Annotated in this window: 18 protein-coding genes and 1 tRNA gene; 6 read left to right on the top strand and 13 right to left on the bottom strand. The window is 65.0% G+C overall.

Features of this window, described 5'->3' with window-relative positions; translation table 11 throughout:
* Positions 1 to 15 precede the first annotated feature (15 nt).
* The gene (gene trxA / locus KAJ83_RS13275; RefSeq protein WP_246484551.1) at positions 16 to 1,140 is read right to left on the bottom strand and encodes a thioredoxin; all 1,125 of its coding nucleotides are present in this window, start codon (positions 1,138 to 1,140) and stop codon (positions 16 to 18) included.
* 154 nt (positions 1,141 to 1,294) lie between these two features.
* The gene (locus KAJ83_RS13270; RefSeq protein ID WP_210682571.1) at positions 1,295 to 1,810 is read right to left on the bottom strand and encodes a prolyl-tRNA synthetase associated domain-containing protein; all 516 of its coding nucleotides are present in this window, start codon (positions 1,808 to 1,810) and stop codon (positions 1,295 to 1,297) included.
* A gap of 178 nt (positions 1,811 to 1,988) precedes the next feature.
* On the opposite strand from KAJ83_RS13270, the gene KAJ83_RS13265 reads away from it, so the two are divergent.
* Positions 1,989 to 2,063 (top strand) — tRNA-Gly (locus tag KAJ83_RS13265).
* Between the two features lie 510 nt (positions 2,064 to 2,573).
* Positions 2,574 to 4,154: a hypothetical protein gene (locus KAJ83_RS13260; protein WP_210682570.1), complete on the top strand. Its 1,581-nt coding sequence runs from the start codon at positions 2,574 to 2,576 to the stop codon at positions 4,152 to 4,154.
* A gap of 353 nt (positions 4,155 to 4,507) precedes the next feature.
* On the opposite strand, the gene KAJ83_RS13255 is transcribed toward KAJ83_RS13260, so the two are convergent.
* Together KAJ83_RS13255 and KAJ83_RS13250 are read right to left on the bottom strand one after the other, a co-directional pair.
* Positions 4,508 to 5,173 carry a hypothetical protein gene (locus tag KAJ83_RS13255; RefSeq protein WP_210682569.1) on the bottom strand — a complete coding sequence of 222 codons (666 nt, stop codon included), beginning with the start codon at positions 5,171 to 5,173 and terminating at the stop codon, positions 4,508 to 4,510.
* A gap of 14 nt (positions 5,174 to 5,187) precedes the next feature.
* Positions 5,188 to 6,156: a tyrosine-type recombinase/integrase gene (locus KAJ83_RS13250; protein WP_210682568.1), complete on the bottom strand. Its 969-nt coding sequence runs from the start codon at positions 6,154 to 6,156 to the stop codon at positions 5,188 to 5,190.
* Positions 6,157 to 6,472: 316 nt separating this feature from the next.
* Here KAJ83_RS13250 and KAJ83_RS13245 point away from each other — a divergent pair, with 316 nt between their 5' ends.
* From KAJ83_RS13245 to KAJ83_RS13235, 3 genes are all read left to right on the top strand, one after another.
* Complete coding sequence (locus tag KAJ83_RS13245; RefSeq protein ID WP_210682567.1) at positions 6,473 to 6,931, top strand: PAS domain-containing protein; 459 nt, start codon at positions 6,473 to 6,475, stop codon at positions 6,929 to 6,931.
* Between the two features lie 51 nt (positions 6,932 to 6,982).
* Positions 6,983 to 7,240 carry a hypothetical protein gene (locus KAJ83_RS13240; RefSeq protein WP_210682566.1) on the top strand — a complete coding sequence of 86 codons (258 nt, stop codon included), beginning with the start codon at positions 6,983 to 6,985 and terminating at the stop codon, positions 7,238 to 7,240.
* A 117-nt stretch (positions 7,241 to 7,357) separates the two neighbouring features.
* Positions 7,358 to 12,232, top strand: coding sequence for an NAD-glutamate dehydrogenase (locus KAJ83_RS13235; RefSeq protein ID WP_210682565.1), 4,875 nt, complete (start codon positions 7,358 to 7,360; stop codon positions 12,230 to 12,232).
* Positions 12,233 to 12,825: 593 nt separating this feature from the next.
* On the opposite strand, the gene KAJ83_RS13230 is transcribed toward KAJ83_RS13235, so the two are convergent.
* Positions 12,826 to 14,403, bottom strand: coding sequence for a helix-turn-helix domain-containing protein (locus KAJ83_RS13230; protein ID WP_210682564.1), 1,578 nt, complete (start codon positions 14,401 to 14,403; stop codon positions 12,826 to 12,828).
* A 241-nt stretch (positions 14,404 to 14,644) separates the two neighbouring features.
* Between KAJ83_RS13230 and aceA the strand changes: the two genes are divergently transcribed.
* Positions 14,645 to 15,964, top strand: coding sequence for an isocitrate lyase (gene aceA / locus KAJ83_RS13225; protein WP_210682563.1), 1,320 nt, complete (start codon positions 14,645 to 14,647; stop codon positions 15,962 to 15,964).
* A gap of 193 nt (positions 15,965 to 16,157) precedes the next feature.
* Here the strand turns inward: aceA and murJ are convergent, their stop codons facing one another.
* The 8 genes from murJ to KAJ83_RS13185 form a co-directional block, all read right to left on the bottom strand.
* Positions 16,158 to 17,744, bottom strand: coding sequence for a murein biosynthesis integral membrane protein MurJ (gene murJ, locus KAJ83_RS13220; RefSeq protein ID WP_210682562.1), 1,587 nt, complete (start codon positions 17,742 to 17,744; stop codon positions 16,158 to 16,160).
* 68 nt (positions 17,745 to 17,812) lie between these two features.
* Positions 17,813 to 18,280, bottom strand: coding sequence for a PTS IIA-like nitrogen regulatory protein PtsN (ptsN, locus tag KAJ83_RS13215; RefSeq protein ID WP_210682561.1), 468 nt, complete (start codon positions 18,278 to 18,280; stop codon positions 17,813 to 17,815).
* Positions 18,281 to 18,389: 109 nt separating this feature from the next.
* Positions 18,390 to 18,995: a ribosome hibernation-promoting factor, HPF/YfiA family gene (gene hpf, locus KAJ83_RS13210; protein WP_210682560.1), complete on the bottom strand. Its 606-nt coding sequence runs from the start codon at positions 18,993 to 18,995 to the stop codon at positions 18,390 to 18,392.
* 443 nt (positions 18,996 to 19,438) lie between these two features.
* Positions 19,439 to 20,989 (bottom strand): RNA polymerase factor sigma-54, encoded by a 1,551-nt coding sequence (gene rpoN / locus KAJ83_RS13205; RefSeq protein WP_210682559.1) that lies wholly within the window; start codon positions 20,987 to 20,989, stop codon positions 19,439 to 19,441.
* Positions 20,990 to 21,067: 78 nt separating this feature from the next.
* Complete coding sequence (lptB, locus tag KAJ83_RS13200) at positions 21,068 to 21,802, bottom strand: LPS export ABC transporter ATP-binding protein (RefSeq protein ID WP_246484601.1); 735 nt, start codon at positions 21,800 to 21,802, stop codon at positions 21,068 to 21,070.
* 1,177 nt (positions 21,803 to 22,979) lie between these two features.
* On the bottom strand, positions 22,980 to 23,849 hold the full coding sequence (locus tag KAJ83_RS13195; protein ID WP_210682558.1) for an LptA/OstA family protein: 870 nt from the start codon (positions 23,847 to 23,849) through the stop codon (positions 22,980 to 22,982).
* A complete protein-coding gene (gene lptC / locus KAJ83_RS13190) occupies positions 23,846 to 24,535 on the bottom strand; it encodes an LPS export ABC transporter periplasmic protein LptC (protein WP_210682557.1) in 690 nt (229 codons plus the stop codon). Before lptC ends, KAJ83_RS13195 begins: the two co-directional genes overlap by 4 nt.
* Positions 24,536 to 24,675: 140 nt before the next feature.
* Positions 24,676 to 25,776 (bottom strand): KpsF/GutQ family sugar-phosphate isomerase, encoded by a 1,101-nt coding sequence (locus KAJ83_RS13185; protein ID WP_210682556.1) that lies wholly within the window; start codon positions 25,774 to 25,776, stop codon positions 24,676 to 24,678.
* Positions 25,777 to 25,839 lie beyond the last annotated feature (63 nt).

Raw genomic sequence — 25,839 nt, 5'->3', positions numbered from 1 at the left:
GCTCCGATCGTGGTCCTAGCTGAACAGCAGCGAGGAAAGCCGCCGCCGACCGCTCGTCACCAACGGGTCGGTCGGGCCCAGCGCCTCGAAGATGGTGAGGAGTTGCTGGCGCGCCGCCCCGTCGTTCCAATCCTTGTTGACCGTCAGGATGTCGAGCAGATGGTCGATCGCCGCTTCGTGACCGCCGGTCGCGGCCTCCGCCTCGGCGAGGTCGAAACGCGCCTGATGATCCTTCGGGTCGGCCGCCACCTTGGCCTTCAGGGAATCGATCTTGGCCGCGGCCTCTCCCGCCTTGCCGGCAAGCGCGATCGCCGCCTTGGCGCTGGCGACATGGCCGGAAATTTCCGGCTTCGTCGCAGTGCCGTCCGGCAGACCGTCGAGCAGTTCCTGCGCGGCCTCGGTCTCGCCCATCTTGGCATAGGCGACGGCCAGTTTCGCCATCACGGCGGCGTTGTTCGGATAATGCTCCAGAATCTGGCCGTAGATCGCGGCGGCACGGTCGTGATCGCCGTTCGCGGCGGCCTCGTCGGCCTGTTCGATCGCTTCCTCGATCGAGGGACCCTCGCCCTCGCCGCCGGCTCCGCCGCCGAGCTGGTCGGCGACCTCCGCCAGCTTGGCGACGAATTCCTTCAACTGGCTTTCCGGCAAGGCACCCTGGAAGCCGTCCACCGGCCGCCCGCCCGCGAAGGCATAGACGGTCGGAATCGACTGGATGCGAAGCTGCTGGGCGATGCCGGGGTTCTGGTCGATGTCGATCTTGACCAGCTTGACCTTGCCGCCCGCGGCCTTGACCGCGCTTTCCAGCGCCGGGCCCAAGGTCTTGCAGGGGCCGCACCAGGGCGCCCAGAAATCGACGATCACGGGCACCTGCATGGATGCCTCGATCACATCGCGCGCGAAACCGGCCTCCGTGCCGTCGACGATCATCGCATCGGCCGACTGCGCGCCGTCCGCGCCGCCGGCGGGCGCACCGCGTCCCGCCCCGCCGATATCGAGGCCGATCAGTTGGTCGGGAGACGGTTGGCCCGCGCCGCCCGCGCCGGTGTCGATCGGCGCCCCGCCACCCTGATTGCCGCCCTGGCCGGCACCGTTAGGGCCGTTGCCGGGTCCGTCCGGGTCCTGGAAAAACGTGTCCGACATGCTGTCCTCTCGTTCGTGGGTCGAGGGTGGCGGCGCGGTTCCCCCCACGCGCGTCACGCCTTCGCATCTGGTCGTGTCGGGCCGGGCCGCCAATGCGCCGGCCTCCTCTTAGATATTTCCGCCGGGTCGCGAGACAAGAGAGCGCCGACGCGGTTCATTCCTCGGGGGCGAGCGGGGCACCGAAATCGACGATCTCGGCCTCGTAGCCTTCCGCCGCGATGAAGCGCTTCAGATCGGCGGCGGCGATGCGCGTCGTCTTGTCGTTGCGCAGCGGATGCGCGTTGACCGTCCCGTGCCCGAAGATGCCCGCGTCGAGCACCACTGTCAGCCGCTTCTCCGCATCATTGATGACGCCGAAGGGCGTGACGGACCCGGGGGAGACGCCGACCACCGCCATCAGCAGGTCCGCGTCCCCGAAGCTGAGCGAGCCCTGCGCGCCGATACGCTTCTTGAGCGCCTTCAGATCGACCGCGCGGTCCTCCAGCACGGTGACGAGCCACAGGCGCTTCTTCTTGTCGCGCAGGAACATGTTCTTCACATGCGCGCCGTCGAGCTGCCCGCGCAGCGCCTGGCTCTCCTCCACCGTGAAGACCGGTTCGTGCGCGACCGTCTCATGCGCGATGCCGAGCGCGTCCAGCCGCGCCAGAAGGTCCGCTTCTCCCTTGGCCATGATGCCGTCCGTCTCCTCCGCCGTTTCCACGTCTCGTGACGGGCCGCTTTTAGCGGCGGTGAGGATCGATCGCAAATCCCCTCTTGCAATGCCCGCCGCCGATCGATATATCACCCGCCGTCGGCGCGACGCGGTGGCTGCCGTGTCCCAAGGTGCCGACCGAGAACTGGATCGTTAAGCGGGCGTAGCTCAGGGGTAGAGCACAACCTTGCCAAGGTTGGGGTCGTGAGTTCGAATCTCATCGCCCGCTCCAGTTTTCTTCCTAAAAAATCAGAGGCTTATAGCTGGGCAGGTGGATTGTCGATCCCTTGAAAGATCGACGATATTCACGCTCGTTCACACCGTCAATATGAATGAAGCTGCTTGGCAAGGTGGCACGCTCTGTTCGCTGGCGCTCACGTCGCTCCGGGTGCTCTACCCCTGAGCTACGCCCGCGAGTAACCGTTGAACGCCGAAGGCGAGAGTTTGCAGGGGCTGCTGCCGGGGCAAGGGGGCTAACCGGGGGCTTTCCGTATATGCAACGGGCCTCAAAATTTTCTCGCGGAAATTCACGGATCGCGACTGCAGAACCTGTTTTCGTGGGCATTGTCGCCCTCGATGCGGTGGGCGAAACGCGAGGAAACGTCGCCCTCGATACGCGACCTCATCGTTTGACTGCTCTGGCATCGTGAAGCCATGTTCTCCGGGGTTTAATGTGTACGGTTGGCAAGAACTCCCCTGCACCAAGCCTAACTCTAAAAGAAATGCTGTCTGGCGGAAGGTTATGGCGGAAGAGATTGCGGTTGATCTAACGAACTCGCGGCGAAACCGCGTTGATCTAGCTCCTGCGAATGCGGCGGCACGAAATTCCATCGCCGAATTGATGGGTGAGTATGAAGCGGAACGAGCGGCACAGGGCGAGAACCGGCTAAGGGAAGTCGATCGACATACCTATTTCCGCCAACTCTGTATTCTCGTTCTCGATCTGCTGTCAGCTTGGGAAGGTGATCGAACGAAGTTCATTGGTTACAGCAGAGGCAAGCAAAACTTCATTAAGGGCGGGAGTTATTGGGACCACGAGACCGATACGCCTTTGCTCTCGCAACACGTTTATCGGACCCTCGTCGATTTTCTCGCTGCCAATGGATATGTGGAAAGCCACATTGAAACGCCGGGCTTCAAGGAATTCTCATCCCGCATGAGAGCATCGCCTAGGCTGGCGGAATTTTTTGAACGGCATGAACTGTCTTGGGTCTCAGTATCGTTTGATCCTGCCGCCCCTGTTATCGTGGTAAAGGACGAGAGGAAGCGACTGATCCCACTTCCTGAGCCAGTGAACTTCGATTTCGACGGGGCCGCCGCAAGCCTCCGGCGGATTAACGAGAATCTCCAACAGAGCTTCATCAACCTCAACGTCACAGATGCCGAGCACGACGAGATCCTCGCTCGACTGTCTGGCGACCAAACCAGTGCCGGTGAGCACAGTGAGATTGGAGAGCCACGCCAGCCACTGGAGTTTGCGAACCGTACGCTAAAGCGAGTATTCGCGAATTCGAGCTACGAGAATGGCGGAAGGTTCTATGGCGGATGGTGGCAGGGGCTGCCTTCCGAGTTCCGCAAGTTCATCGAGATTGATGGCTTTATGACAGTCGAAATGGATTTCACGACGATGCAGCCAAGCATGATGTACGGGCTGATTGGCGAGCCAGCACCAAAGAACGCCTACATCCCCGAGGGCTGGCCGAATGAAGTAAGAGAGATCGGCAAGAAGGCGTTCATGCAGTTAATCAACGCCAAAACAGTCATGCAGAATGAGAAGCGGTGGCGTAGCAGCTTCGCGCCCAACTGTTTTCCAGATGCCCTTCCGGCAGATTGGGAAAACCTTAGTAAGAACGCAAAGGCCCGTATCCAGAACACTGCATTCGAGGAAAGGTTTGGGCGCCCCTATACCGACCTACTGAACGATATGGTGAAGTTGCACGGGCCGATATCTGAGTATTTGTTCTCGCAAGCATGGGGACGAATGCAACGGCTGGATTCCGATATCGCCGAGCGAGTGTTGATCCGCTTGCTCGACAACGAGGTTCCCGTCACCGCCCTGCCGATCCACGATTCGTTCATCGTGAGACGAGGTGCCGAATGGGACTTGTTTCATACGATGCACGAGGTGTTCGAAGAGGTCGTTGGGGTGCCGTGCGATATTCGAATTGATGAGGCTGTCTACCATCGGCCAGAGGGGTATGAGCCTGATGGTCTTGTCTTTGGCGAAGATATCCATGACGCGGCCAAACGATCATTGATCGAGAAGTCCCGCTATCATCGTCGCGAATCTCAATGGGAACGAATGAATGGTCCTGCCGACTAGGCAATGAGGGTATACGCTCGCTTAAGCCATTCATCGCTTATCGTATGGGGCGCCTCCGTTTGGGGCTACGGCGCCCATACAGGATAAGTTATTAAAATATATTATTTCCCTCCAATTCTCATTCGTAACCTAGGGCACTCCACCCTCAAACTAGACCACGAAAATACGTACATCGGCCTTGACCATGTGTTGGTGCTGAACCTTTCGGAGGCGTTCTCGGTCCCTGCTATTAATCCATTGTTGGCATTAATGTCCCAGAGCCGTCGGGCGTGATTAGCTTCAAACCAACAGCGGCTTTCTAGTGAATCGATCGCATCCCGTATTTGAAGAATGGCGGAACGTTCGGGCGCTTGTTAATTCGGTAGGTGATCAAGTTTGAGAGGAATAAGCTGATTTTTTTCTGTGTCTGTGAGCTCTACCGAAGCGCCTCCCATTTGTTTCGCCAAGCCGATGTTGTACATTGTCTCAAGGTCGTTGCTGCGTAAGACGTATTCTACGGGGGTGCCTATAACTTGGCCACGTACGCGTTCTGTCGTTTGCAGGCTATAGACTAACTTATACCGGCCCGCCGGAAACTCGCTGCTAACTATCGGCTCTGTTGCTTTGTAGGCTGCGCCTGAACCCTCTGTGGGGGCGTCAACCTTGTTCGCATCAGGTTGAGTAGTGCTGAACTGATCCAAGGATTCCAGCAATCCTGAAAAAATAAATGAGTGCCGACTCCAATATGGTAGATTGGATTTTGCTTTATCAAGCCGGGCATGAAGCGCCTCATAACATTGACGCCGCGTGATGTTACTTAGTCCCTGATCAAGAAGTCCCTGCTCCAGAATGCCACAAGCGTGCAAAAATGACGCATTAGGCTCTTTTCGATAGTACGATTGTGTGCGCAGCGCTTCGAGATGTTGAAATGCCCAAGCACGAGAAAGAAGCGTGCTAATTAGCCCTTGGTCGTCTGTCTGAGCTCTGATTTCCGCCGCTACGGTTGCTGCGAAGTATCGCCGTTTGAGGTATGTCAACATGAGTCCTCCAAAAACTAGTCAATCAGGCCGACAACATCCTTTACCCTTAAGTGAGTGTATCTCTGAACGCTACGCACGTCACGGTGTCCGCTCACCATCATGATTTGCGCCTGGTTAAGACCTTTCTTCGCGACGTTAGTAATCCGCGTATGTCGAAGCTGATGGAGGCGAATATCAGGACTTAGGCCTGCCTTCTGTCTGGCCCTTCTGACGGCTGTTGTGACACTGTGAGGGACGACGGGGAACAATGGGGCGTCGGGGTGCTTAACTCGCGCCAGCGCCTCTCTGAGAAGCTCTACAGCCCGCTGAGTAAGCGGCACATCGCGATCCCCAGTCTTGCCCTCGACGACTGATGCAACACGCTCTGAGAGATGCACATGGCGGGCTGTCAGTCTCACAATCTCGCTTCGTCGCATGGCTGTTTCGTAGGCCAGTTCGATGATGGGGCGCATGGTCTTTGGAAGGTTGGCAAGGAGCCGATCAAGCTCGCTCCTTTCAATTACTTTGGTGCGGGGTTTGTTGGACGGTGGGATATATACGTCCTCGCATGGCGAGGGATGGTGAGCTTTATCGAGGATCATTTCCCGGTGCGCCCAGCGATAAAGCCGATGGATGAAAACAAGTTCGTCGCGACAGGTGGTGGTGGACACGGCGCGGAGGCGAATTTGGCGGTAAGCATTCACGTCCTGCCGGGATATGTCCGTTAGCTGGCGCGGCAAGTTCCGGGCGATTCGTTCCACCCGATTGAGTGCAATGTCCCGCGACGGTCGCCCTTTCAGAACGGTGTCGCAGTATCTTTGACCCAGTTCCAGAAACGTTAGGCCCTCGCCTGCTTTGAGAGCGGCCCTGCCTGCAAGCTCGTGCTCGGTTGCCCACTGTTGGGCATCTTCCATCGCATCGAAGGTACGGCTGATTGGGTGGGCGTTCTTGCGCCGGATTTGAACGTTGAACCGGCCTGACGGAAGCTTTCTGATGGTCGCCATTCACTCTCTCCTGTGTGAATGAGACCGACAACAGTTTGATATCGCTCACCGTTTCCCTACCTTGCCAAGGTTGGGGTCGTGAGTTCGAATCTCATCGCCCGCTCCAGTTTTCCTTCCGACAAACCACGAGGATGGGCACGACGAACGACCCCGAGCCACATTGCGGCGGGGTGGTTCGGATTTTTGACGGGGCATCTATTTCGCCCGCGTGCCGGGTTTGATATTCATTTTTCATGGAATGCCACGAAACCGGCTCCGGCCATCAGGGGTTAGGATACCGAGCACCCTTTCGCCGGGGGTAAAAAAAGGTCGAGCGGTGGAAGCGCTGGAGGTTCGATCGGACCGCCTGAAGCGGGTCTTGGCGGTTTGGCGTGGTCTTGAAATGATCGCGGACGGCACGCCGCGCCGGGCTTCCTTCTCTCCGCATTGTCTGGATTCGTCGGATTTGCCCTATGTCGTGTTGGTCGATGTGATCGACGGCGGCGCGGATTTCCGATTCCGGTTGGCGGGCACGGAGGTCGTGCGCGCGGTCGGCCGGGAATTCACCGGCCTGCGCCTAAGCGAGAATCTGCATCTGCCCGAAGTGCCGGACCTCGTCGCCAGCTACCGCGAATGCCTGCGTGCGCGCGCGCCGGTGGTCTATCGCGGGACGCTCGCCAGGTTCGGCAAGAAATTCGTCACCTACGAACGGTTGACGCTTCCGCTCGCCGACGAGGCGGGCGACATCACCACGATCCTCGGCGCGCTGGATTTCGGTGTCCTGGAAGGGCGGTGATCCGATCCCCCTTGTCCCGCGCCGGCGCCCGCGGATAGTCTCGCCCGCGTCATGAGCGATTCCTTCGACGACGGCCCGGAAGCGCAGGCGCGCCGCCTGACGATCGAGTTGGCGGAAACCCGGCGGCTGGCCGAGGCGGGCGAGCGTCTCTATACCGAAATTCTCGATTCCCTGCGCCGACGCGTCGGCCGGGACGGGGATCAGGATGTCGCCGGTCTCGCCAAGGACCTTAACGCGGCGCTGACCCGCTACGCGCCGGCCGCCGCCGAGGTACGCCGCCGCGCGCCGCGCGACGGCGGCGGTTCCTGATTTCCGACCGCAACCGTTTCGCCTGTCATCATTTCGCGCTAGGCTTCCGCTATAAAACAGTCGGCGGCGCCTCTCGGCGCGTGCGACCGGCATGACATGCGGGGGATTATCCAAGCGATGGGCGAGTCAATCGATCAGCGCAAGCAAGAGCTTTTGGACAAGGTCCATGCCTTGATCGCCAACCGGATGTCCGGCGAGAAGGCGCGGCGGGCCCAGCTCTTCACCGACCATTACTATCGGCATACCCCGCCGGAGGATATCCTGGACCGGGAGCCGGAGGACCTGTACGGCGCGGCGCTCTCGATGTGGGCCTTCGGGCAGGAGCGCACGCCCGGCCGCCCGAAGATCCGGGTCTATAATCCCCGCTTCGAGGAACATGGCTGGCATTCGACCCACACGGTGATCGAGGTCGTGAACGACAACATGCCGTTCCTGGTGGATAGCGTGACGATGGAGCTCGCGCGCCAGGATCTGACGGTCCATCTGGTCGTCCATCCGATTTTCGGCGTGGAGCGCGACGCGAACGGCGTCGCCCGGGACTTCCCGAGCGAGACGGTCGACCGCGCCAAGCTGCCGCGCGAAAGCTTCATGCATGTCGAGATCGACGAGCAATCGGCCCCGGCCGTGCTGGAGGCGATCGAGGAGGGGCTGGCCGAGATCCTGGTCGATGTGCGCGCGGCGGTCGAGGATTGGCAGGCGATGCGCGACCGCGCGGCCGAGGTCGCCGCGACCCTGAGCAAGAAGCCGCCCAAGGGCGTCGACAAGCGCACGGTCGAGGAAACCGCCCAATTCATGCAGTGGCTGCATGACGACCATTTCACCTTCATGGGCTATCGCGAAGTCGCCTTCGAGGGCGGTGGGGAGAGCGCGCGCCTCGTCATCGATCAGGAGAGCGGGCTCGGCGTGCTCCGCGATTCCGACCGTCAGGTTTTCGAGGGGCTGCGCCATCTCGGCACCCTGCCGGTCGAGATTCAGGAAACCATGTTCGAGCCGACGCTGGTGCGCATCACCAAGGCGAACCGGCGCTCCACCGTCCACCGACGGGTCCATATGGACACGATCGCGATCAAGACCTTCGACGCCAAGGGCAAGCCCGTCGGGGAGAAGCTGTTCACCGGGCTGCTCACCTCCGTCGCCTATAACCAGAGCCCGCGGGAGATTCCGCTGCTGCGCCAGAAGGTGGAGGCGGTGATCGAGCGTTCCGGCTTCGAGACGGGTGGCCATTCCGCCAAGGCGCTGACCCATATCCTGGAGAGCTATCCGCGCGACGAGCTGTTTCAGATCGAGGTCGATCAGCTCTACGAGATCGCGATGGGCATCCTGCATCTGCAGGAACGCCAGCGCATCGCCCTCTTCCTGCGGCCGGACCCGTTCCAGCGCTATGTCTCCGCCATCGTCTATGTCCCGCGCGAGCGTTTCGCCACCGCGCTGCGGCGGCGCATCGGGGAAATCCTGGCGAAGGAACTCGATGGCGGCGTCGTCGCCAATTACACCCACATGTCGGACGAGGCGTTGAGCCGCGTTCAGTTCATCATCAAGACGACGCCGGGCAATGTCCCGGAGTACGACCGCAAGGCGCTGGAAGCCAAGCTGCGCGAGGAGACGCGCACCTGGGAGGACAAGCTGCGCCAGGCGATGGTCGAGAATCACGGGGAGGAGCGGGGCCTGACCCTGCTGCGGAAATACGCGGAGGCCTTCCCCGTCGCCTATACCGAGCATTTCAACGTTCAGACCGCCGCCTTCGATATCGACCGGGTGGAAGGCGCGCTGGAGACCGGCGGGCTGGGCGTCAGCCTCTATCACCCGATCGAGACGGAGAAGCATCAGCTTCGCCTCAAGGTCTATCACCCGGGCGGCCCGATGGTGTTGTCCGCCGTCATGCCGATGCTGGAGAACATGGGGCTGCGCGTGATGGAGGAGCAGCCCTTCGAGGTGCGCCCCGATCCCGACCCGGTGAACGACCGCGACGGCAACCGGGCCAAGGACGCGCCGCTGCTCTACATGCATGATTTCGCGCTGGAGACCCATGGCGGGCGTCCGGTCGATTTCCACGCGGTGCGCGACGTCTTCCACGACAGCTTCCTGCGCGTGTGGAACGGCGAGATCGAGGATGACGGCTTCAACCGGTTGGTTCTGACCGCCGGGCTGGGCTGGCGCGACGTGGTGGTGCTGCGCGCCTATTCGAAATATCTGCGTCAGGCCGCGATCCCCTTCAGCCAGGAATACATGGAGGAGACGCTCGCCTCCAACGGGGCGATCGCCCGGGCCTTGGCGGAGCTTTTCCGGGTGCGCTTCGACCCCGATTATTCCGGCGATCGCGGTACCCGGGAGGAGGCGCTGGTCGCGGAGGTCCATCATGCCCTCGACGCCGTCAGCAACCTGGACGAGGACCGGATCATCCGCCGGTTCCTGAATCTGATCCGGTCGACGCTGCGCACCAATTTCTTCCAGCCGGGCGCGGAGGGCGGCTTCAAGCCGATCGTGTCCTTCAAGCTGGCCAGCCGGGAGATCGAGGAAATCCCGCAGCCCGCCCCCTTGCGCGAGATCTTCGTCTACAGCCCCCGTTTCGAGGCGGTGCATCTGCGCTTCGGGCTGGTCGCGCGCGGCGGCCTGCGATGGTCCGACCGGCGGGAGGATTTCCGCACCGAGATCCTGGGCCTCGTCAAGGCGCAGCAGGTCAAGAACGCGGTCATCGTGCCGGTCGGCTCGAAGGGCGGGTTCGTGCTGAAGAAGGCGCCGCCCGCCAGCGACCGGGAGGCGTTCCTGGCCGAGGGGGTCGCCTGCTACAAGCTCTTCATCGCGGGCATGCTGGATATCACCGACAATCTGGTGACGGGCGACATCCGCGCGCCGGAGAAGGTGGTGCGCTGGGACGGCGACGACCCCTATCTGGTGGTGGCCGCCGACAAGGGAACGGCGACCTTCTCCGACCATGCCAACGCGGTTTCCCAGAGCTACGGTTTCTGGCTGGGGGATGCCTTCGCCTCCGGCGGGTCGGCGGGCTATGATCACAAGAAGATGGGGATCACCGCGCGCGGCGGCTGGGAGGCGGTGAAGCGCCATTTCCGCGAGATGGGCCATGACACCCAGAGCGAGGACTTCACCGTCATCGGTGTCGGCGACATGGGCGGGGACGTCTTCGGCAACGGCATGCTGCTGTCCGAGCATATCCGCCTGGTGGCGGCCTTCAACCATCTGCATGTCTTCATCGATCCGGACCCGGACGCGGCGGCCGGCTTCAAGGAGCGCAAGCGCCTGTTCGAGGCGGTCAAGGGCTGGGACCAGTACGATACCAAGTTGATCAGCAAGGGCGGCGGCGTGTTCGAGCGCAAGGCGAAGTCGGTCAAGCTGACGCCGGAGATCAAGCAGCGCTTCGATATCGACCGGGACGAGCTGACGCCCAATCAATTGATCAAGGCCATCCTCGGCGCGGAGGCCGATCTGCTCTGGTTCGGCGGGATCGGCACCTATGTGAAGCATTCGGAGGAAAGTAACGCCGATGTCGGCGACCGCGCGAACGACGCGATCCGGGTCGATGGCGGGGCGTTGCGCGTCAAGGTGATCGGGGAGGGCGCCAATCTCGGCATCACCCATCGCGGGCGCATCGAATTCGCGCGCGCCGGCGGGCGCATCAATACGGACGCGATCGACAATTCCGCCGGCGTCGATTGCTCCGATCACGAGGTCAATATCAAGATCCTGCTGGGCGATGTGGTCGCGCGCGGCGACATGACGGAAAAGCAGCGCAACCAGTTGCTGGAGAAGATGACCGCCGAGGTGGGCGCGCTCGTCCTGCGCGACAATTATCAGCAGACCCAGTCCGTCTCCGTCACCCAGGCGCGCGCGGCGACCTCGCTCGACCGGCATCAACGCCTGATCCGGGCCTATGAGCGGGCGGGCGACCTCGACCGGGATTTGGAATTCCTGCCCGACGACGAGGAAATCGCCGAGCGGATGCAGAAGAACCAGGGGCTGACCCGGCCGGAACTGGCGGTGATCCTGGCCTATGCCAAGAACATCACCTATCGCGAACTGCTCGAGTCCGACCTGCCGGACGATCCGGTGCTGGAGGAGGATCTGTTCCGCTATTTTCCGAAGCCGCTGCGGGACAATTACGCGGAGAACATCGCGGGCCACCGCCTGCGGCGGGAGATCATCGCGACCTCCGTCACCAATTCGATGATCAATCGGACGGGGCCCAGCTTTATCAACGAGATGCAGCAGCGCACCGGGCGCGGCTCGGCCGAGATCGCGCGGGCCTACACGGTGGTGCGCGAGGTCTTCGGCCTGCGCGATATCTGGGCGCGGATCGAGGGGCTGGACAATAAGATTTCCGCCAGCCTGCAGAACAAGATGCTGCGCGAGACCGGCCGCACGGTGGAGCGCATGACCGAATGGTTCCTGCGCAACGAGAAACCGCCGATCGATATCAAGGGCGCGATCGACACCTACGAAACCGGCGTCCGGACCCTGCAGGAGCATTTCGGCGCTATCCTTTCCACCCGGGCGAAGCAGGATATCGACGCCCGCATCGAACGCTTCGGCCAGGAGGGGGCGGCGCCGCGCGATCTGGTGACCGCGATCGCGCAATTGAAGGTGCTCTCCTCGGCCTGCGACGTGGTGAAGCTCGCCGCCGGCGGCAGCCATCCGGTGAAGGCGGTGGGACAGACCTATTCCGCCGTGGGCGCGCGCTTCGGTCTGGATTGGCTGCGCTCGGCCGCGAACCGGATTCCGTCCGACAATCAGTGGCACCGCATGGCGCTCGGCGCGATCATCGACGACCTCTGGGGGCTGCAGGGCGATCTGGCCGCGCGCATCCTGCAGGGGGCGGAAACCGGCGAGGCCGCCATCGCCGCCTGGGTCGAGGGACGCCACGAATCGGTCGAGCGAATCGACGGGCTCCTCGCGGAACTCGACCGGTTGCCGCAACTCGACCTCGCCATGCTGGCCGTCGTCACGCGCGAATTGCGGACCCTGACCGTTAATGGGTGATGCCCCCAAAGGGTGATGCCCGAAACGGGAGGGGGCAGCGGGTAGGTGTCGGGTGATGGGGACTATCCCGGCCGGGACGCGCGCCGTTCAGATTCTGAACCCTTCGAACCCCGCCATGCGGGCGGGATGGAAGGGGCACGATTACCGAGGCTCGGCACCGAGACTTGGCATCGAGAGACGGCATAAGGAACCGGCCCGGGGAACCACCCCGGACCGGTCAAGTCGGCACATATCGAACAGGGGATGGCCGTCCGGTATGGAACTCCGTGGGACGGCCGGTCACAGGGGGGCGGGCGGCGTTAGAACACCAGCCCGACCAGCATGATGCCGACGGCCGCGAGCGCGGCGAGCGCGCCGTAGCTGCCGGCGGGGAGATGGCCAAGGGAATCGAAACGGATCGGCATCGTCGAACACTCCCTCTCGCATCGGGTCGGCGGGCGACGGCAGTCTCTACACAGGCGCGCCGCCCGCCGATCCGGATCGAATGATGGAATGACCATAGGGCGGCACGGGCCGCCACGCTGTGTTCCTCGTCACAGCACTCGAATTTCGGACGAATCGGTAAGCAAGCCACCGATGGGCATCGGGTACGTTCAGCGCGTCGGCCCCGGCCGTTCGTGATGCCAGGGCCAGCCGGGGGCGGTATAGGGGCTGGCGCCGCGCAGGTCCGGGTCGACCGTGTAGCGCAGATGTACCGGCGGGAAGGCGCGCTGGCCGCAATCCATCCGCTCGCAGATACGGCAGGCGACGCCGATTTCCCCGAAACGTTCGGGTCGGTCGAGTTCGACATCGTCGGAATAGACCATCTCGCGGGCATAGCGCAGATCGCAGCCGATGCCGATCGACTGGAAATAGGATCGCGCGCCGTGCCCCACGCCGCCCTTGCGCACGGTGCGCGCGATGCAGAAATAGGCTTGCCCCTCCGGCAGCTTCGAGACCTGGGCCTGGATCACGCCGGGATTGAGGAAGGCCGAATAGACGTTCCAGCGCGCGCAGGCACCGCCGTGGCGTGGGATCGGCAGGCCGGAGAGCGTGAAGCGCTTGGAGATGTTGCCCGCGGTATCGACGCGCAGCATGTGCAGAGGAATCCCGGCATCGCCCGGCCGGGTCAGGCTGGTCAACCGGTGGCAGACCTGCTCGAAGCTGGCATTGAACTGATGTTGCAGCAGTTCGATGTCGTAGCGCGTGGCGCGCGCGGCGCCCAGCACTTCCTCGTACGGCATAAGAAGGGCGGCGGCGAAGTAGTTGGCCAGCGCGACGCGCCCCAGCGCGCGGCCCTGTTCCTGCTTGATGCGGTTCTCGGTCAGCAGCATTTCCAGCACCGGATCGGCGGAAAGCTGGCCGATCTGATGGGCGAGTTGGAAGGCGCGCGCCTGCGCGTCCAGCCGTGCGGAGATGGTCAGCGCCCGGTCGCGCTTGTCGAAGCGCCTGGCGATCCCGCCCGTTCCGGTTCCCGCCTCGCCGCCCGTGCCGGGCGTCGGCTCCGGTGTCGCGAAGACGGTGCGCACGCCATGGGCCTCGCGCAGATAATCCGCCATGCGTTCCCAGGACAGGGCGGCGGTGTCGTGGCCGACCGTGTCGCCCACCATCTTCACCTCGCGGCGCACGCGGTCGGCCTCGTGTTCCAGATCGGCGAAATGATTCTGGTTCTCCTGAATCATGTCGGAGATCAGGTCCGCCGGTGCCAGATCGGCCAGCGCGAAGCCACCGATACCGAAGCCGCCGCCGTCTTCCTCCCCATCCGTCATCTGGGCGGCGAGCGAGCGGGCGTCGTTCAGCGTCTTGTAATAGGCGTCATAGAGGGTGAGCAGCGCGCGGGCGGCCTGGGGGCTGGCGGTGACCAGCTCTCGCACGTCGGTGTTCGTCAGTTCCACCTCCTCGAACAGACGGTCGCCGAAGGCGTCCATCACGTCGTTATAGAGGCGGCTTTCGTCGTCTTCCGCCAGGCTGGCGAAGTCGAGCTTGAATTGCTCCGCGATGCCCAGAAGCAGGTCGGTCGTCAGCTTGCGCCGGTTATGCTCGATCAGATTTAGATAGGAGGCGCTGACCCCCAGGCGCTCGGCCAGTTGCGCCTGGGTCAGGCCCTGCTCCCGGCGCAGGCGGCGGATCTTGGCGCCGATCTTCGGGGCTTGCTTGGCCGTGGATTTCCCGGATTGCGCGGTGTTCGCCATATCGTCCCATCGTCGTGAATTTACATGATTTACTAATAGTAAATAATTTACCAACCTTTTGTCCATCGCTGTCATGTTTGAAAGCGTTGTGCGTCGCACCATCCCGGCGTTATCAAGCCTTCAGGGCGGAAATGCGAAGCGTGAAACGGTCCGAACGAGGCGCGCGCTTCTTGTAAATCCGTTTGTAAAGGCTTCACAGCGGGGGCGGGACGCCCCACGCATCCGGGAAGGAGTGAGAGACATGGACAGCATCAGCTCCGGCTACAATTGGGAACCGACGCCCGAGGGCGGCGAGGACTGGCCCGCGCCGGATTACGCGCCGGACCGTTGGGCGACGACGCGCCGCGACTACAGCCGCAAGGAGGTGGAGCAGCTGCGCGGCTCCGTCCAGATCCGCCATACGCTGGCCGAGATGGGCGCGGAGAAGCTGTGGAAGCTTCTGCATGAGGAGCCTTATATCAACACGCTGGGCGCCTTCACGGGCTGTCAGGCGGTGCAGCATGTGCGCGCCGGGTTGAAGGCGATCTATCTCTCCGGCTGGCAGGTCGCGGCGGACGCCAACAATGCGGGCCAGATGTATCCGGACCAGTCGCTCTATCCGGTTTCCTCGGTCCCGCAGGTGGTGGAGCGGATCAACAACGCCTTCATCCGTCAGGATCAGATCCAGACGATGGAGCAGCATCAGGGTCAGGAAACCGACGATATCGACTGGTTCGCCCCGATCGTGGCCGACGCGGAAGCCGGTTTCGGCGGCCCGCTCAATGTCTTCGAACTGATGAAGGCGATGATCAAGGCCGGCGCGGGCGGTGTCCATTTCGAGGATCAGCTCGCCTCCGAGAAGAAGTGCGGCCATCTGGGCGGCAAGGTTCTGTTGCCGACGCAACAGGCCGTTCGCAACCTGAACTCCGCGCGTCTGGCGGCCGACGTGATGGGCGTGCCGACCATCATCATGGCCCGCACCGACGCCGAGGCCGCGCGCCTCATCACCTCCGACGTGGATGAGCGCGATGCGCCCTTCCTGACCGGGGAGCGCACGGTGGAAGGCTTCCACCGCATCACCGGCGGCGTCGAGATGGGCATCGCCCGTGGTCTCGCCTACGCGCCCTATGCCGATCTGCTCTGGATGGAGACCTCCACCCCGGATCTGGGCGAGGCGAAGAAGTTCGCCGAGGCGATCCGCAAGGAATATCCGGATCAGATGCTGGCCTATAACTGCTCGCCCTCCTTCAACTGGGCGAAGCATCTGGACCGCGACACGATGGAGAAGTTCCAGCGTGAGCTGGGCGCGATGGGCTATAAGTTCCAGTTCATCACGCTGGCCGGGTTCCACAGCCTGAACTACGCCACCTTCGAACTGGCTCGGGCTTATAAGGAGCGCGGCATGGCCGGCTATTCCGAGCTTCAGCAGGCCGAGTTCGCGGCCGAGGCGCATGGCTTCTCCGCCACCCGCCATCAGCACGAGGTCGGGGTCAGCTATTTCGACACCGTTAACAACGCCACCGCCAATGGCCTCAGCGCCACCACGGCGATGGGCGAGAGCACCGAGTCGGCCCAATTCTAGAATAAAAGGGTCCGGAATAAGGGCCGCATTCCAGGGGAGGGACGGCTTCCGACCGGCCGGCGGTCCCGGATGTGACCGGGGGGTTCAACCCGGGTCCGTCCGGTCGGTCACGAGGAAACGCCCCTTTGGCGAAACGCCCGCCGGAGCGATCCGGCGGGCGTTTCAGTGTTCGGGCGGCCGCGGTTGGGTACGCTCAACGCCGCCGGCGCAGCATTGCCTTGACCTCGCTAAAGCGCGCGGCGCCAAGCAGTTGGGCGGCGGCGAAATAGACCGCCGCGCCGCCCACGACCAGGATCAGGAGCGCGGGCGCCCGCGTCTCCAGCCCGCCGGCGAACCAGGGGGCGAGTAGGTAGGCGCCGCCCACCAGCGCCGCCGCCATCAGCCCGGCCGACAGCACCATGCGGCCGCCCCGCCGGACCAGACGCCGGTCCGCCCGGAACAGTCCCCGCCGCGCCAACAGGAAGGCGAGCGTCCCGGCATTGACCCAGGCCGTCAGCGCCGTGGCGAGCGCGATCCCCGCATGCGCGAGCGGCCCCATCAGGACGAGCGCCAGCGCGATATTCAGCCCGACCGCCCCGGCGGCGATCTGGACCGGGGTCTTGGTATCCTCCCGCGCCCAGAAACCGGGGGAAAGCGCCTTGATCAGGACATAGGCGGGCAGGCCGATCGCGAAGGCGCGTAGCGCGTCCGCCGTCGCGGCCGCCGCCGCCGGGCCGAAGGCTCCGCGCTCGAACAGGGTCAGGACGATCGCGTCGGGAATCGCGACCAGGGCCGCCGCCGCCGGCAGGGTCAGCAGCAGCGAAACCTCGATAGCGCGGTTCATGCTCTCTGCTGCTTCCTTGTCTCGACCGGCCTTCAAATGGCGGGAGAGGAGCGGCAGCAGCGCGATTCCGACCGCCACGCCGACGACGCCGAGCGGCAATTGGTTCACCCGGTCGGCGTAATAGAGATAGCTGACGGAGCCCTCCGCCAGGAAACTGGCCAGCACGTCGCCGATCATCACGTTGATCTGGACGACCCCGGCACCGACCACGCCCGGCACCATCAGCACGATCAGCCGCCTGACCCCCGGGGTCAGACGCGGGCGCGGCACGCGCGGCAGCAGGCCCGCGCGCCGGGCGACCAGGGCCAGCATCGCGAACTGCAGGGCACCCGCCAGCGCGACACCATAGGCCAGCCCCGGCCCCGGTGCGCCGACGATGCCCAGATGGATCAGCGCCAGCGCGCCGAGCAGCACGATATTGAGCAGGATCGGCGCCGCCGCCGCCGCGCCGAAGCGCCCTTGCGCGTTGAGGATGCCCGAGAGCAGCGCCGAGAGCGTCATGAACAACAGATAGGGGAAGGCGATCCGCCCCAGTTCCACCGTCAGCGCGAATTTCGCCGGGTCGTCGGCGAAGCCGGGGGCGATCGCGCTCATGATCCAGGGCATGGCGCCCATGGCGATCAGCGTGAAGACCAGCATGAAGAGGGTGAGGGCGCCCGCGACCTCGCCCGCGAAGCGCGTGGCGCCGTCCGGGCCGTTCTCCGGGTTGTCCTCCGGGCTGTCCTCGTTCTCCGCCGCCTCCGCGCGCCCGGCATAGAGGGGGACGAAGGCGGCGTTCAACGCCCCTTCGCCGAACAGGCGGCGAAACAGATTGGGAAATTTGAAGGCGATGAAGAAGGCGTCGGTCACCATGCCGGCGCCGAGCACATTGGCGATGCCGACGTCCCGGGCGAAGCCCAGGACGCGGCTCATCATGGTCCAGCCGCCGACGGTGGCGATCGCGCGAAAAAGTGCCATGGAGCGGCCTTACACCGAATCGCGGGACCCGACCAGTGGCACCGAATGTTCCGGGACGCCCGGTCGCGCTAGGCGGCGTGGCTGGAGGTCTGCGGCTCGGTCAGCAGGCCGTAGAGCGCGTCGGCGTTGTCGGAGCCGCGCAGCTTCTCGCAGGTGGTGCGGTCGCGCAGCAGCCGCGACACCCGGGCCAGCGCCTTCAAATGGTCCGCGCCCGCGCCTTCCGGCGCCAGCAGCAGGAAGATCAGGTCGACCGGCTGATCGTCGATCGATTCGAAGTCGATCGGCCGTTCCAGCCGCGCGAACAAGCCATGCAACCGGTCCAGCCCGGCGATCTTGCCGTGCGGGATGGCGATGCCGTGGCCGACGCCGGTGGAGCCGAGACGCTCGCGCTCCAGCAGCACGTCGAAAAGACGACGTTCATCGAGGCCGGTGATCTCGGCGGCCTTCCGCGCGATCTCCTGCAACGCCTGCTTCTTGGAGGCGACCGTCAGGCTTTCGATCACGCACTCGGTGCTCAACAGATCGCTGATATCCATGATGCTCTCGACCCTTGGCTCGACCCGCTATGGGTTCGCCCTCATTTGGCCACGGCCGGGCCGAGCGCAAGGCCCGGCCCGTCGCGTACCGTCGTTCATCGATCGTGGGTCAGTCGGCGCCCGCGCCGCCACCGCCCGTCAGCAGCTTGGGATCGACCCAGCCGTAGTTCCCGTCGCTGCGTTGATAGACCATGTTCAGCCCGCCGTGCTTCGAATTGCGGAACAGCAGCGCGGGCAGGCCGCCCAGATCCAGGCGCATCGTCGCCTCGCCCACCGTCATGCTTTCCACCTCGGTCGGCATTTCGGCGACGATGATCGGCTCCGCCGGCGGTGCGTCGTCGGCCGGTTCCTCGTCGCCGCCGCGCTCGGCCTCCAGGATATATTGCAGCGCGGGCACGGCTTCCGCCGTCGACATCTTCTGCTTGTGGTCGCGCAGGCGGCGCTTGTGCCGGCGCAGACGCTTCAGCACATGCTCGGCCGCTTCCTCGAAGGCGCCATAGGCGTCGCCGGCGGCGCCCCGGCCTTGCACCAGCACCCGTTTCGAGACATGGGCCTGGATATCGACCGTGAACTTGTGCCCGTCCTTGGCGATCGTGACCGTGACATCGGTCGTGTTGTCGAAATACTTGCCGATGGAGTCCGGCAGGGTCTCCTCGATATGGGTGCGCAACGCATCGCCCACATCGACCTGCTTGCCTTTCACTGCGAGCTGCATGATTCCCCTTGGATCCTTTCCTGTACCGGACGCGTCGGCGCGGGCGCCGCGTGTCCATTTCGCCATCGGCGGCCGGGATCTGCCCGTCCCGCGAACCGTCCCGTCATCGCCCGGCACCCGATCGGGCGGCGTGGCGGCGGCGGGGTCGTCGATCCGCGCTCGGCCGGGAAGCCGTTCGGCTTCGCGTGCGGCCGCCGGACCGCAATCGTATCACAGCCATCCCGTCTGAATAGGGTTTGCGCCCAAGCCCGTCGGTCCCGTTCGTCGGATACGCCCGTTGACCCCGTTTCGTCGTCTCGCCGTATCGCCCGCGCCGCCGATCCGGCGCCCCCACCGTCCGGCCGCGTTCCGGGCCCGATGCACCCGAATGGCGGCGGAAGCTACTGAGCGCCCCCTGCCGCGTCAAGTATCGTGATTAACCCATGAAAACATGACCTTAGTGTTCAGATCGCGGCTTTTTTTCGACGCCGGCGCTGCACCGAGGAGGGAATCCGCATCGCTTCACGGTATTTGGCTACCGTTCTGCGCGCGATATCGACGCCTTCCCCGCGCAGCATCTCGACCAGCTTGTCGTCGGAGAGGACGCTGTCCGCCGTTTCCGCGTCGATCAGCGCGCGGATGCGGTGGCGCACGGATTCGGCGGAATGCGACTGGTCCCCCTCGGTCCCGGCGATGCGGGTGGTGAAGAAGTACTTGAGTTCGAACAGCCCGCGCGGACTGGCGATATATTTGTTGGAGGTAACGCGGCTGACGGTCGATTCATGCATTTCGATCGCATCCGCGATATCACGCAGCACCAGCGGTTTCAGATGCGCGACGCCGTGGCGGAAGAAGGCGTCCTGTTGGCGGACCAGTTCGCTCGACACCTTCAGGATGGTGGTGGCGCGCTGATGCAGGCTCTTCACCAGCCAATTGGCGGTCTGCAGCCGCTCGGAGAGATATTCCTTGTCCCGCCGCTCGCGCGCCGTGCCCGCGATCTCGGCGTAGAAGCGTTCGTTCACCAGCACCTTGGGCAGGGTGTCGGGATTCAACTCGATGATCCAGTCGCCCTTCGGCCCGCGTCGCATCAGCACGTCGGGGATCACGGGCTCGGCCGGCTCGAAGCCATGCGTCAGGCCGGGTTTGGGGTCGAGGGCGCGCAGCTCCGCCGCCATCTCCGTCAGGTCCTCGGCGTCGACGCCACACAGCTTCATCAGTTTCGCCCGTTCGCCCCGCGCCAGCAGGTCGAGATTGTCCAGCAGCGCGGCCATGGCGGGATCGAATCGGTTCTTCTCGATCAATTGCAGTTTCAAGCATTCCGCGAGCGATCGCGCGAAGAGACCCGCGGGCTCGAACCCTTGAAGCCGTGCCAACACGGCCTCGACTGTCGCGCGATCGGCGCCGAGGGCGTCCACCACCTCGTCCAGATCGATGGTGAGGTAGCCGGAGGGGTCCAGCGAATCGATCAGATAGAGGCCGATCATGCGCGCCGCCGGCTCGGCGGTGTCGAGGTGGAGCTGGGTGACGAGACGGTCCTGCAGGCTCTCCGGCCCGGCGAGCGTTTCCTCGAACCCCCGTGGATCGTCGTCGAAACCGCCCCCACCGCCGCCCATGCCGGGGCCGGTCAGGCTCAACCCCGCCTCGCCCCTGTCCTGTCCGCCATCGGCGCCGGGGCCGGCGATATCGCCCTCGTAGGTGCCGTCGTAATCCGCGTCGAGTGCCCGGTCATCGATGCCCTGGGCACCGTCGGCGGACAGCATTTCCGCGCTGTCGCGGCGCTCGTCCGTGGTGGAGGAGGGGGCGTGGCGGTCGGAATCCTCGGCGCGCAGGCGCTCGTCCGCCGCCTCGCGCTGGCCTTCGTCGCGCTCCAGCAGGGGGTTGCGTTCGAGTTCCTCCTCGACGAAGGCGGCGAGCTCGACGCTGGAGAACTGCAGCAGCTTGATCGCCTGCTGCAGCTGCGGGGTCATGACCAGCTGCTGGCTTTGTCGCAGATCGAGCCTTGCGGTCAGCGACATCGCTCTACGTCACTCCCCCTTCGGCACCGTCCCGCGCGGCGCCTTCCAAGGACCCGGGACAGACCGCCGCCCGATGCATCACAGGCTGAACCGGTCGCCCAGATAGACCCGCCGCACCTCCTGGTTGGCGACGATGTCGTTGGGCGAGCCTTCCATCAGCACGGTGCCATTGTGCAGGATGTAGGCCCGGTCGACGATATCCAGCGTCTCGCGGACATTGTGGTCGGTGATCAGCACGCCGATGCCGCGATCCTTGAGGTGGCTTACCAACTCGCGGATATCGCGCACGGCGATCGGATCGATGCCGGCCAGCGGCTCGTCGAGCAGGACGAAATGCGGCTGGCTCGCCAGCGCGCGGGCGATCTCGAGCCGCCGCCGCTCGCCGCCGGACAGCGCGATGGCGGGCGTGCGGCGCAGATGGCTGATCGAGAACTCGGCCATCAGCCCTTCCAGCGCGCTTTCCCGCCGGGTGCGGTCCTTCTCGATCAGTTCCAGCACGGCCATGATGTTCTGTTCGACCGTGAGGCCCCGGAAGATCGAGGCTTCCTGGGGCAGATAACCGATGCCCAGGCGCGCGCGCCGGTACATCGGCAGTTCCGTGATATCCTCGCCGTCCAGCTTGATCTCGCCGTAATCGGCGGAGATCAGCCCGGTGATGATGTAGAAGCAAGTCGTCTTGCCCGCGCCGTTGGGGCCGAGCAGCCCGACCGCCTCTCCCCGCTGCACCTTGACGGAGACATCGCGCAGGACCGGCCGTTTCTTGAAGGACTTGCCGAGGGAATAGACCTCCAGCCCCGCATTGGCGGCGATCAGCGTCGGCCCGTGATGTCCGGCCGCGGGCGTCCCGGATTCGGGCGCGGAACCGGCCGTGCGCGGCGTCCGGGGCGTGGTGGAGGCGGCGGCCTTCGGGCGGGCTTGCAGACGGCCTTCCGGATGCGGCCTGGCGGAAGCCTGCCGGTGGGGGCGTTCCTCTCCGCCGTGACCGGCGCGCTCCTCGTCCGCGGGTCCCTTTGCCGGCCTTGTGTCGGCGTCCTCGGTCGAGCGACGGCTTTTCTTTTGCGCGTCGCGCAGGCGTTCGCGAAGGCTGGGCGTCGCGGGTTCGTGCGCGCCGGATGTCCGTTCACGGGATGCCGCGCGCGGGGGCGCCATGGACTCGGCCCCGGTCGGCTCCCGTCGCGGGGAGGAAGGCCGGTCGCTCATCGACCGGGTCGAGGGTCGCCTATCCGGTTCGGTCTGGTTTGGCCCAGCTTGGCTTGGCCCAGCTTGGGGGGAGCGGCCCGGCAGGGCGCGGCTGCTATCGGCCGGCGGGGCGACCTCGTTGGCCGGGCGTTGGGAAGGCCGGGGGGAGGGTCGGGTCGGCGCTTGCGGGCGTGCCGCCTCGACCCAGGCCGGCGGTTCCGCCTGGGGTGGTTCGATATGGGACATTCCGGCGTGCGATGCATCCGGCCCACCCGATCGATAGGATGTGTCCCCCGATGTGGTGGGGCCCGATGTGGTGGGGTCCGAGGTGGGGGGCGGCGCGTGACGGGGTGGCTGTTCGCTCTTCCGTGTCGCCTCGGCGCCGGATGCGCGCGCGCCTGCCGCCGAGGCGTCGTCGCGTGGGGGCGTGTTCGTCGCATCGGTTGCCGCGTCGGCCGCCGCATCGGCCGTGTCCGCCTGATCGGCCCGGGACGGCCGGCGCAGCGGCGGCGGCGCGCCGAAGCGGGCAAGGCGGCGCGGCGGCTCCCCCTCGCCAGTAAGCGGGTCGCCGGAAAGGGGCGCGCGATCGCCGGCGTTCAGACGCGGCGGCCGGGGCCGCCATCCATCATCCTTTTGGTCGGGAGGATCGTCTCGCTCGCTCATTGCCCTCGAACTGGTTCCACCGGGGCCGTCGGCCCACCCACCGATTGATTCCGGGCCGGGTATCCGGTGCCACGGCGCCGCCGCCGATTCGGGCGTCGATGCCGATGCAAGAACCCTGCCTCGTTAACGAGTCTAACAGCTTCGTGCGCTATTGTGTGGGAAGAATCAACCCTTCCACCTTTTCGCCCCGCCCTTCCAGGCGCGAGCGCCCGGTCTTCATGTCGACGATGGCGCATTGGCCGTTGAGCTGGTTGTTCTCGCGCGTGATCTTGACGTCGCCGCACAGCGTGATGCGCTCGTTCGGGACGTCATAGACGCCTTCCTTGCCGGTGACGATCTCCTCCTTGGTGGAGACATGGACGCCGCCGGTGGCGTCGATCCGCTCGACCTCTCCGCCGCCGAGGGCATCCTCGTTCCCCGACGCATCCGATTCGCCGGTCGCGGCCTGCTGGGCCTTCTGCTTGATGAAGGCGGTAAGAACACCGGCCCGGAGACGCTGATCCTCGCGCACCACCAGCGCGTCGCCCCGCGCCACGGCGAGCGAGCGCGCCTCCCAATATTCCAGGCTCTCCTCCGCCGTGATCGTCGCGTTGTCGGTAATCATGCGGAGGTCGTCCCCCACCAGGACGGCCACCTGCCGCTCGACGTGATAGACGCCCTTGTCGCCATAGGCGATCCCGTTGGGGGAGCTGACGGTGACGTTGCCGATCGCGTCGAGGCGGAAGATCACCTGCCGTTCCCCATCCTCGCCGCCGCGATAATAGGCGATCAGCGTATCCGCATCGAGTTGCAGATTGTCCCGGATGGCGCGCGCATTGCCCCGGGCGCGATATTGCTTGGCGTCGCGGAACCATTCGATGCCGTCGTCGGCGGTGATCTCGATCGCGCCCCCGCCCGCGCCCCCGGTGGTGGCGCCTTGCGCCGACGCCGGCGCCGGAACCAACGCCAGCGCCGGGATCATCGCGAGCGCGGGCATCAGCAGCGCGCGCAACAGGCGCCGGGTCGCGGCCCCCCTCACGAGTCGCCGCCCTGGTCGGGATAGATCACGACCTTGCTCTTGCCGGTGAGCGCGATCCGGTCGCCGCGTTCGAGCACCCGGAAGCCCTCGCCCTCCAGCCAGCCGAACGGGCCCTGCCCGGAAACGGGAAGATTGCCGGAAGCCGTTCCTTCCGCCAAATCCAGCACCGCCTGATTGGTTCGGAATTCATAGCCGAGGTCGTGGAACAGATTCACGTCGTCCGTAAGCTCCAACACCTGCGTCGGGCGATTGAGCAGGCCGTTCTCCGCCGTGACCGCGACCCAGTTCCCGTTGGAAAGCAGAATGTCGGCCTTCGGCCGGACAAGGTCCACGAAGTCGGAATCGATGCTTTCCTGCTGCATCGATTCGGCCGTGATCGTAAAGGGTTGCCCGTTATCCTCGATCCCGGCGTAGCGTGGGTTCTTCACCGCCAGGTTCTCCGCCGCGCGGCGGTCGGCGCCGGTCAGCACCTCGACGAAGCGGCCGTCCTGTTCCGAGATCATCGGCCAGGCGATGGCCAGCAACACCAGCGCCACCGCCAGGGTCGGCAGCAAGACCTTGAGGCCGCCCACGAAACGGCCATAGAAGCGGTTGAAGCGCACGACGCGCTGGCCCAGCGGAATCCGGGCGCCGCGCGCATGCGGTGCTTGCGGGCTCTGGCCGTCATTGTCGCGGGGCGGGTTCATGCGGCTCCTCTTGGACGGGCCCGGATAGCCGGCGGGCCGGGGATCGCCCCCTTAGACCGTGCCTTCGTGGCACAGATAAGGCCGCATGCACGGCTTGCCCAGGCCCAAATTCCGCCGACGGGCGGGGCGTGGTGGCACGCTCAGGCCACGCCCGAGCGCAGGAAATCATGAATATGCACGATTCCGATCGGCCGGCATGCCTCGTCCACCACGAAAAGCGCGGTGATCGGTACCGTCCGCGTGTTCATGAAGGACAGCGCCTCGCCGGCGACCCGGTCGGGGGTGATGGTCGCGGGCGCGCGGGTCATGATCTCGGCCGCGTGCTTTTCCATCAGATCGGGCGCCATGTGACGGCGCAGATCACCGTCCGTGATGACGCCGACCAGGGCGCCGGTCGCCGGATCGGTGATGCCGACGCATCCGAAGCTTTTCGAGGTCATGACCAGCAGCACGTCCTGCATGCTGGCGTCGGGGCCGGTCAGTGGGATCTCCGCGCCGCGATGCATCATGTCGTCGACGCGGGCGAGTTGCCGGCCGAGCTTGCCGCCCGGGTGGAACAGCCGGAAATCGCTTGCCGTGAACCCCTTGCGCTCCAACAGCGCGACCGCCAGCGCGTCGCCGAGCGCCATGGCCATCGTCGTCGAGGTGGTGGGGGCGAGGCCCATGCTGGCGGCCTCCGGCTGGTCCGGCAATGTCAGGGTCACCTGGGCAACCCGCGCCAGCGTCGAATTCGACCGCGCGGTGATCGCCACCACCGGGATGTCGTAGCGCTTGGCATAGGACAGAACGTCGGAAAGCTCCGGCGTCTCGCCCGAATTGCTGAGCGCCAGGATCGCGTCGTCCTCGGTGATCATGCCCAGATCGCCGTGGCTTGCCTCGGCCGGGTGGACGAATTGCGAGGGCGTGCCGGTGGAGGCGAAGGTGGCGGCGATCTTACGCCCGACATGGCCGCTCTTGCCCATGCCGGTGACGACGACGCGCCCGCTGCGCCGTCCGTCGCGCCGCCGCGGGTCGGTGCCGCCCAGCAGCCGCACGGCAGTGGCGAAGCGCGCGTCCAGCGCTTCCGCGCAGGCGGCCAGCGCCGCGCTCTCCAACCGCAAAACGCGCTGGCCGGCGGCGAGGTCGCGGTCCGCCTGGCCTGCCCGGTCATGGTGGTCCGGGGAGGCGTCGTCCCGCGCGTCCCGCTCGTCGAGGTCGACGCGGCGCGCGGCCGCGTCCCCGCTGGTGATCGTCTTGCTCATGGATCGTTCCGTCCGATCGAGGCCGGGCCGGCCGCCGAGCCGCTTCCCGACCTTGGAAACTAT

Origin of the sequence: Marivibrio halodurans, from assembly GCF_017963645.1 — a bacterium.
Classification (GTDB): Bacteria; Pseudomonadota; Alphaproteobacteria; order UBA8366; family Aestuariispiraceae; genus Marivibrio; species Marivibrio halodurans.
The sequence above is the reverse complement of the archived record's forward strand: the minus strand, read 5'-3'. Positions and strand labels throughout refer to the sequence as shown.

Bases quoted from the DNA above. Each gene is read 5' to 3' on its own strand.
- KAJ83_RS13235 (WP_210682565.1), top strand. From the start codon at position 7,358: ATGGGCGAGTCAATCGATCAGCGCAAGCAAGAGCTTTTGGACAAGGTC.
- KAJ83_RS13185 (WP_210682556.1), bottom strand. From the start codon at position 25,776: ATGAGCAAGACGATCACCAGCGGGGACGCGGCCGCGCGCCGCGTCGAC.
- KAJ83_RS13255 (WP_210682569.1), bottom strand. From the start codon at position 5,173: ATGTTGACATACCTCAAACGGCGATACTTCGCAGCAACCGTAGCGGCG.
- KAJ83_RS13260 (WP_210682570.1), top strand. From the start codon at position 2,574: ATGGCGGAAGAGATTGCGGTTGATCTAACGAACTCGCGGCGAAACCGC.
- lptC (WP_210682557.1), bottom strand. From the start codon at position 24,535: ATGAACCCGCCCCGCGACAATGACGGCCAGAGCCCGCAAGCACCGCAT.
- trxA (WP_246484551.1), bottom strand. From the start codon at position 1,140: ATGTCGGACACGTTTTTCCAGGACCCGGACGGACCCGGCAACGGCCCT.
- KAJ83_RS13240 (WP_210682566.1), top strand. From the start codon at position 6,983: ATGAGCGATTCCTTCGACGACGGCCCGGAAGCGCAGGCGCGCCGCCTG.
- KAJ83_RS13250 (WP_210682568.1), bottom strand. From the start codon at position 6,156: ATGGCGACCATCAGAAAGCTTCCGTCAGGCCGGTTCAACGTTCAAATC.
- ptsN (WP_210682561.1), bottom strand. From the start codon at position 18,280: ATGGATATCAGCGATCTGTTGAGCACCGAGTGCGTGATCGAAAGCCTG.
- murJ (WP_210682562.1), bottom strand. From the start codon at position 17,744: ATGGCACTTTTTCGCGCGATCGCCACCGTCGGCGGCTGGACCATGATG.
- KAJ83_RS13230 (WP_210682564.1), bottom strand. From the start codon at position 14,403: ATGGCGAACACCGCGCAATCCGGGAAATCCACGGCCAAGCAAGCCCCG.
- aceA (WP_210682563.1), top strand. From the start codon at position 14,645: ATGGACAGCATCAGCTCCGGCTACAATTGGGAACCGACGCCCGAGGGC.
- KAJ83_RS13270 (WP_210682571.1), bottom strand. From the start codon at position 1,810: ATGGCCAAGGGAGAAGCGGACCTTCTGGCGCGGCTGGACGCGCTCGGC.
- hpf (WP_210682560.1), bottom strand. From the start codon at position 18,995: ATGCAGCTCGCAGTGAAAGGCAAGCAGGTCGATGTGGGCGATGCGTTG.
- rpoN (WP_210682559.1), bottom strand. From the start codon at position 20,989: ATGTCGCTGACCGCAAGGCTCGATCTGCGACAAAGCCAGCAGCTGGTC.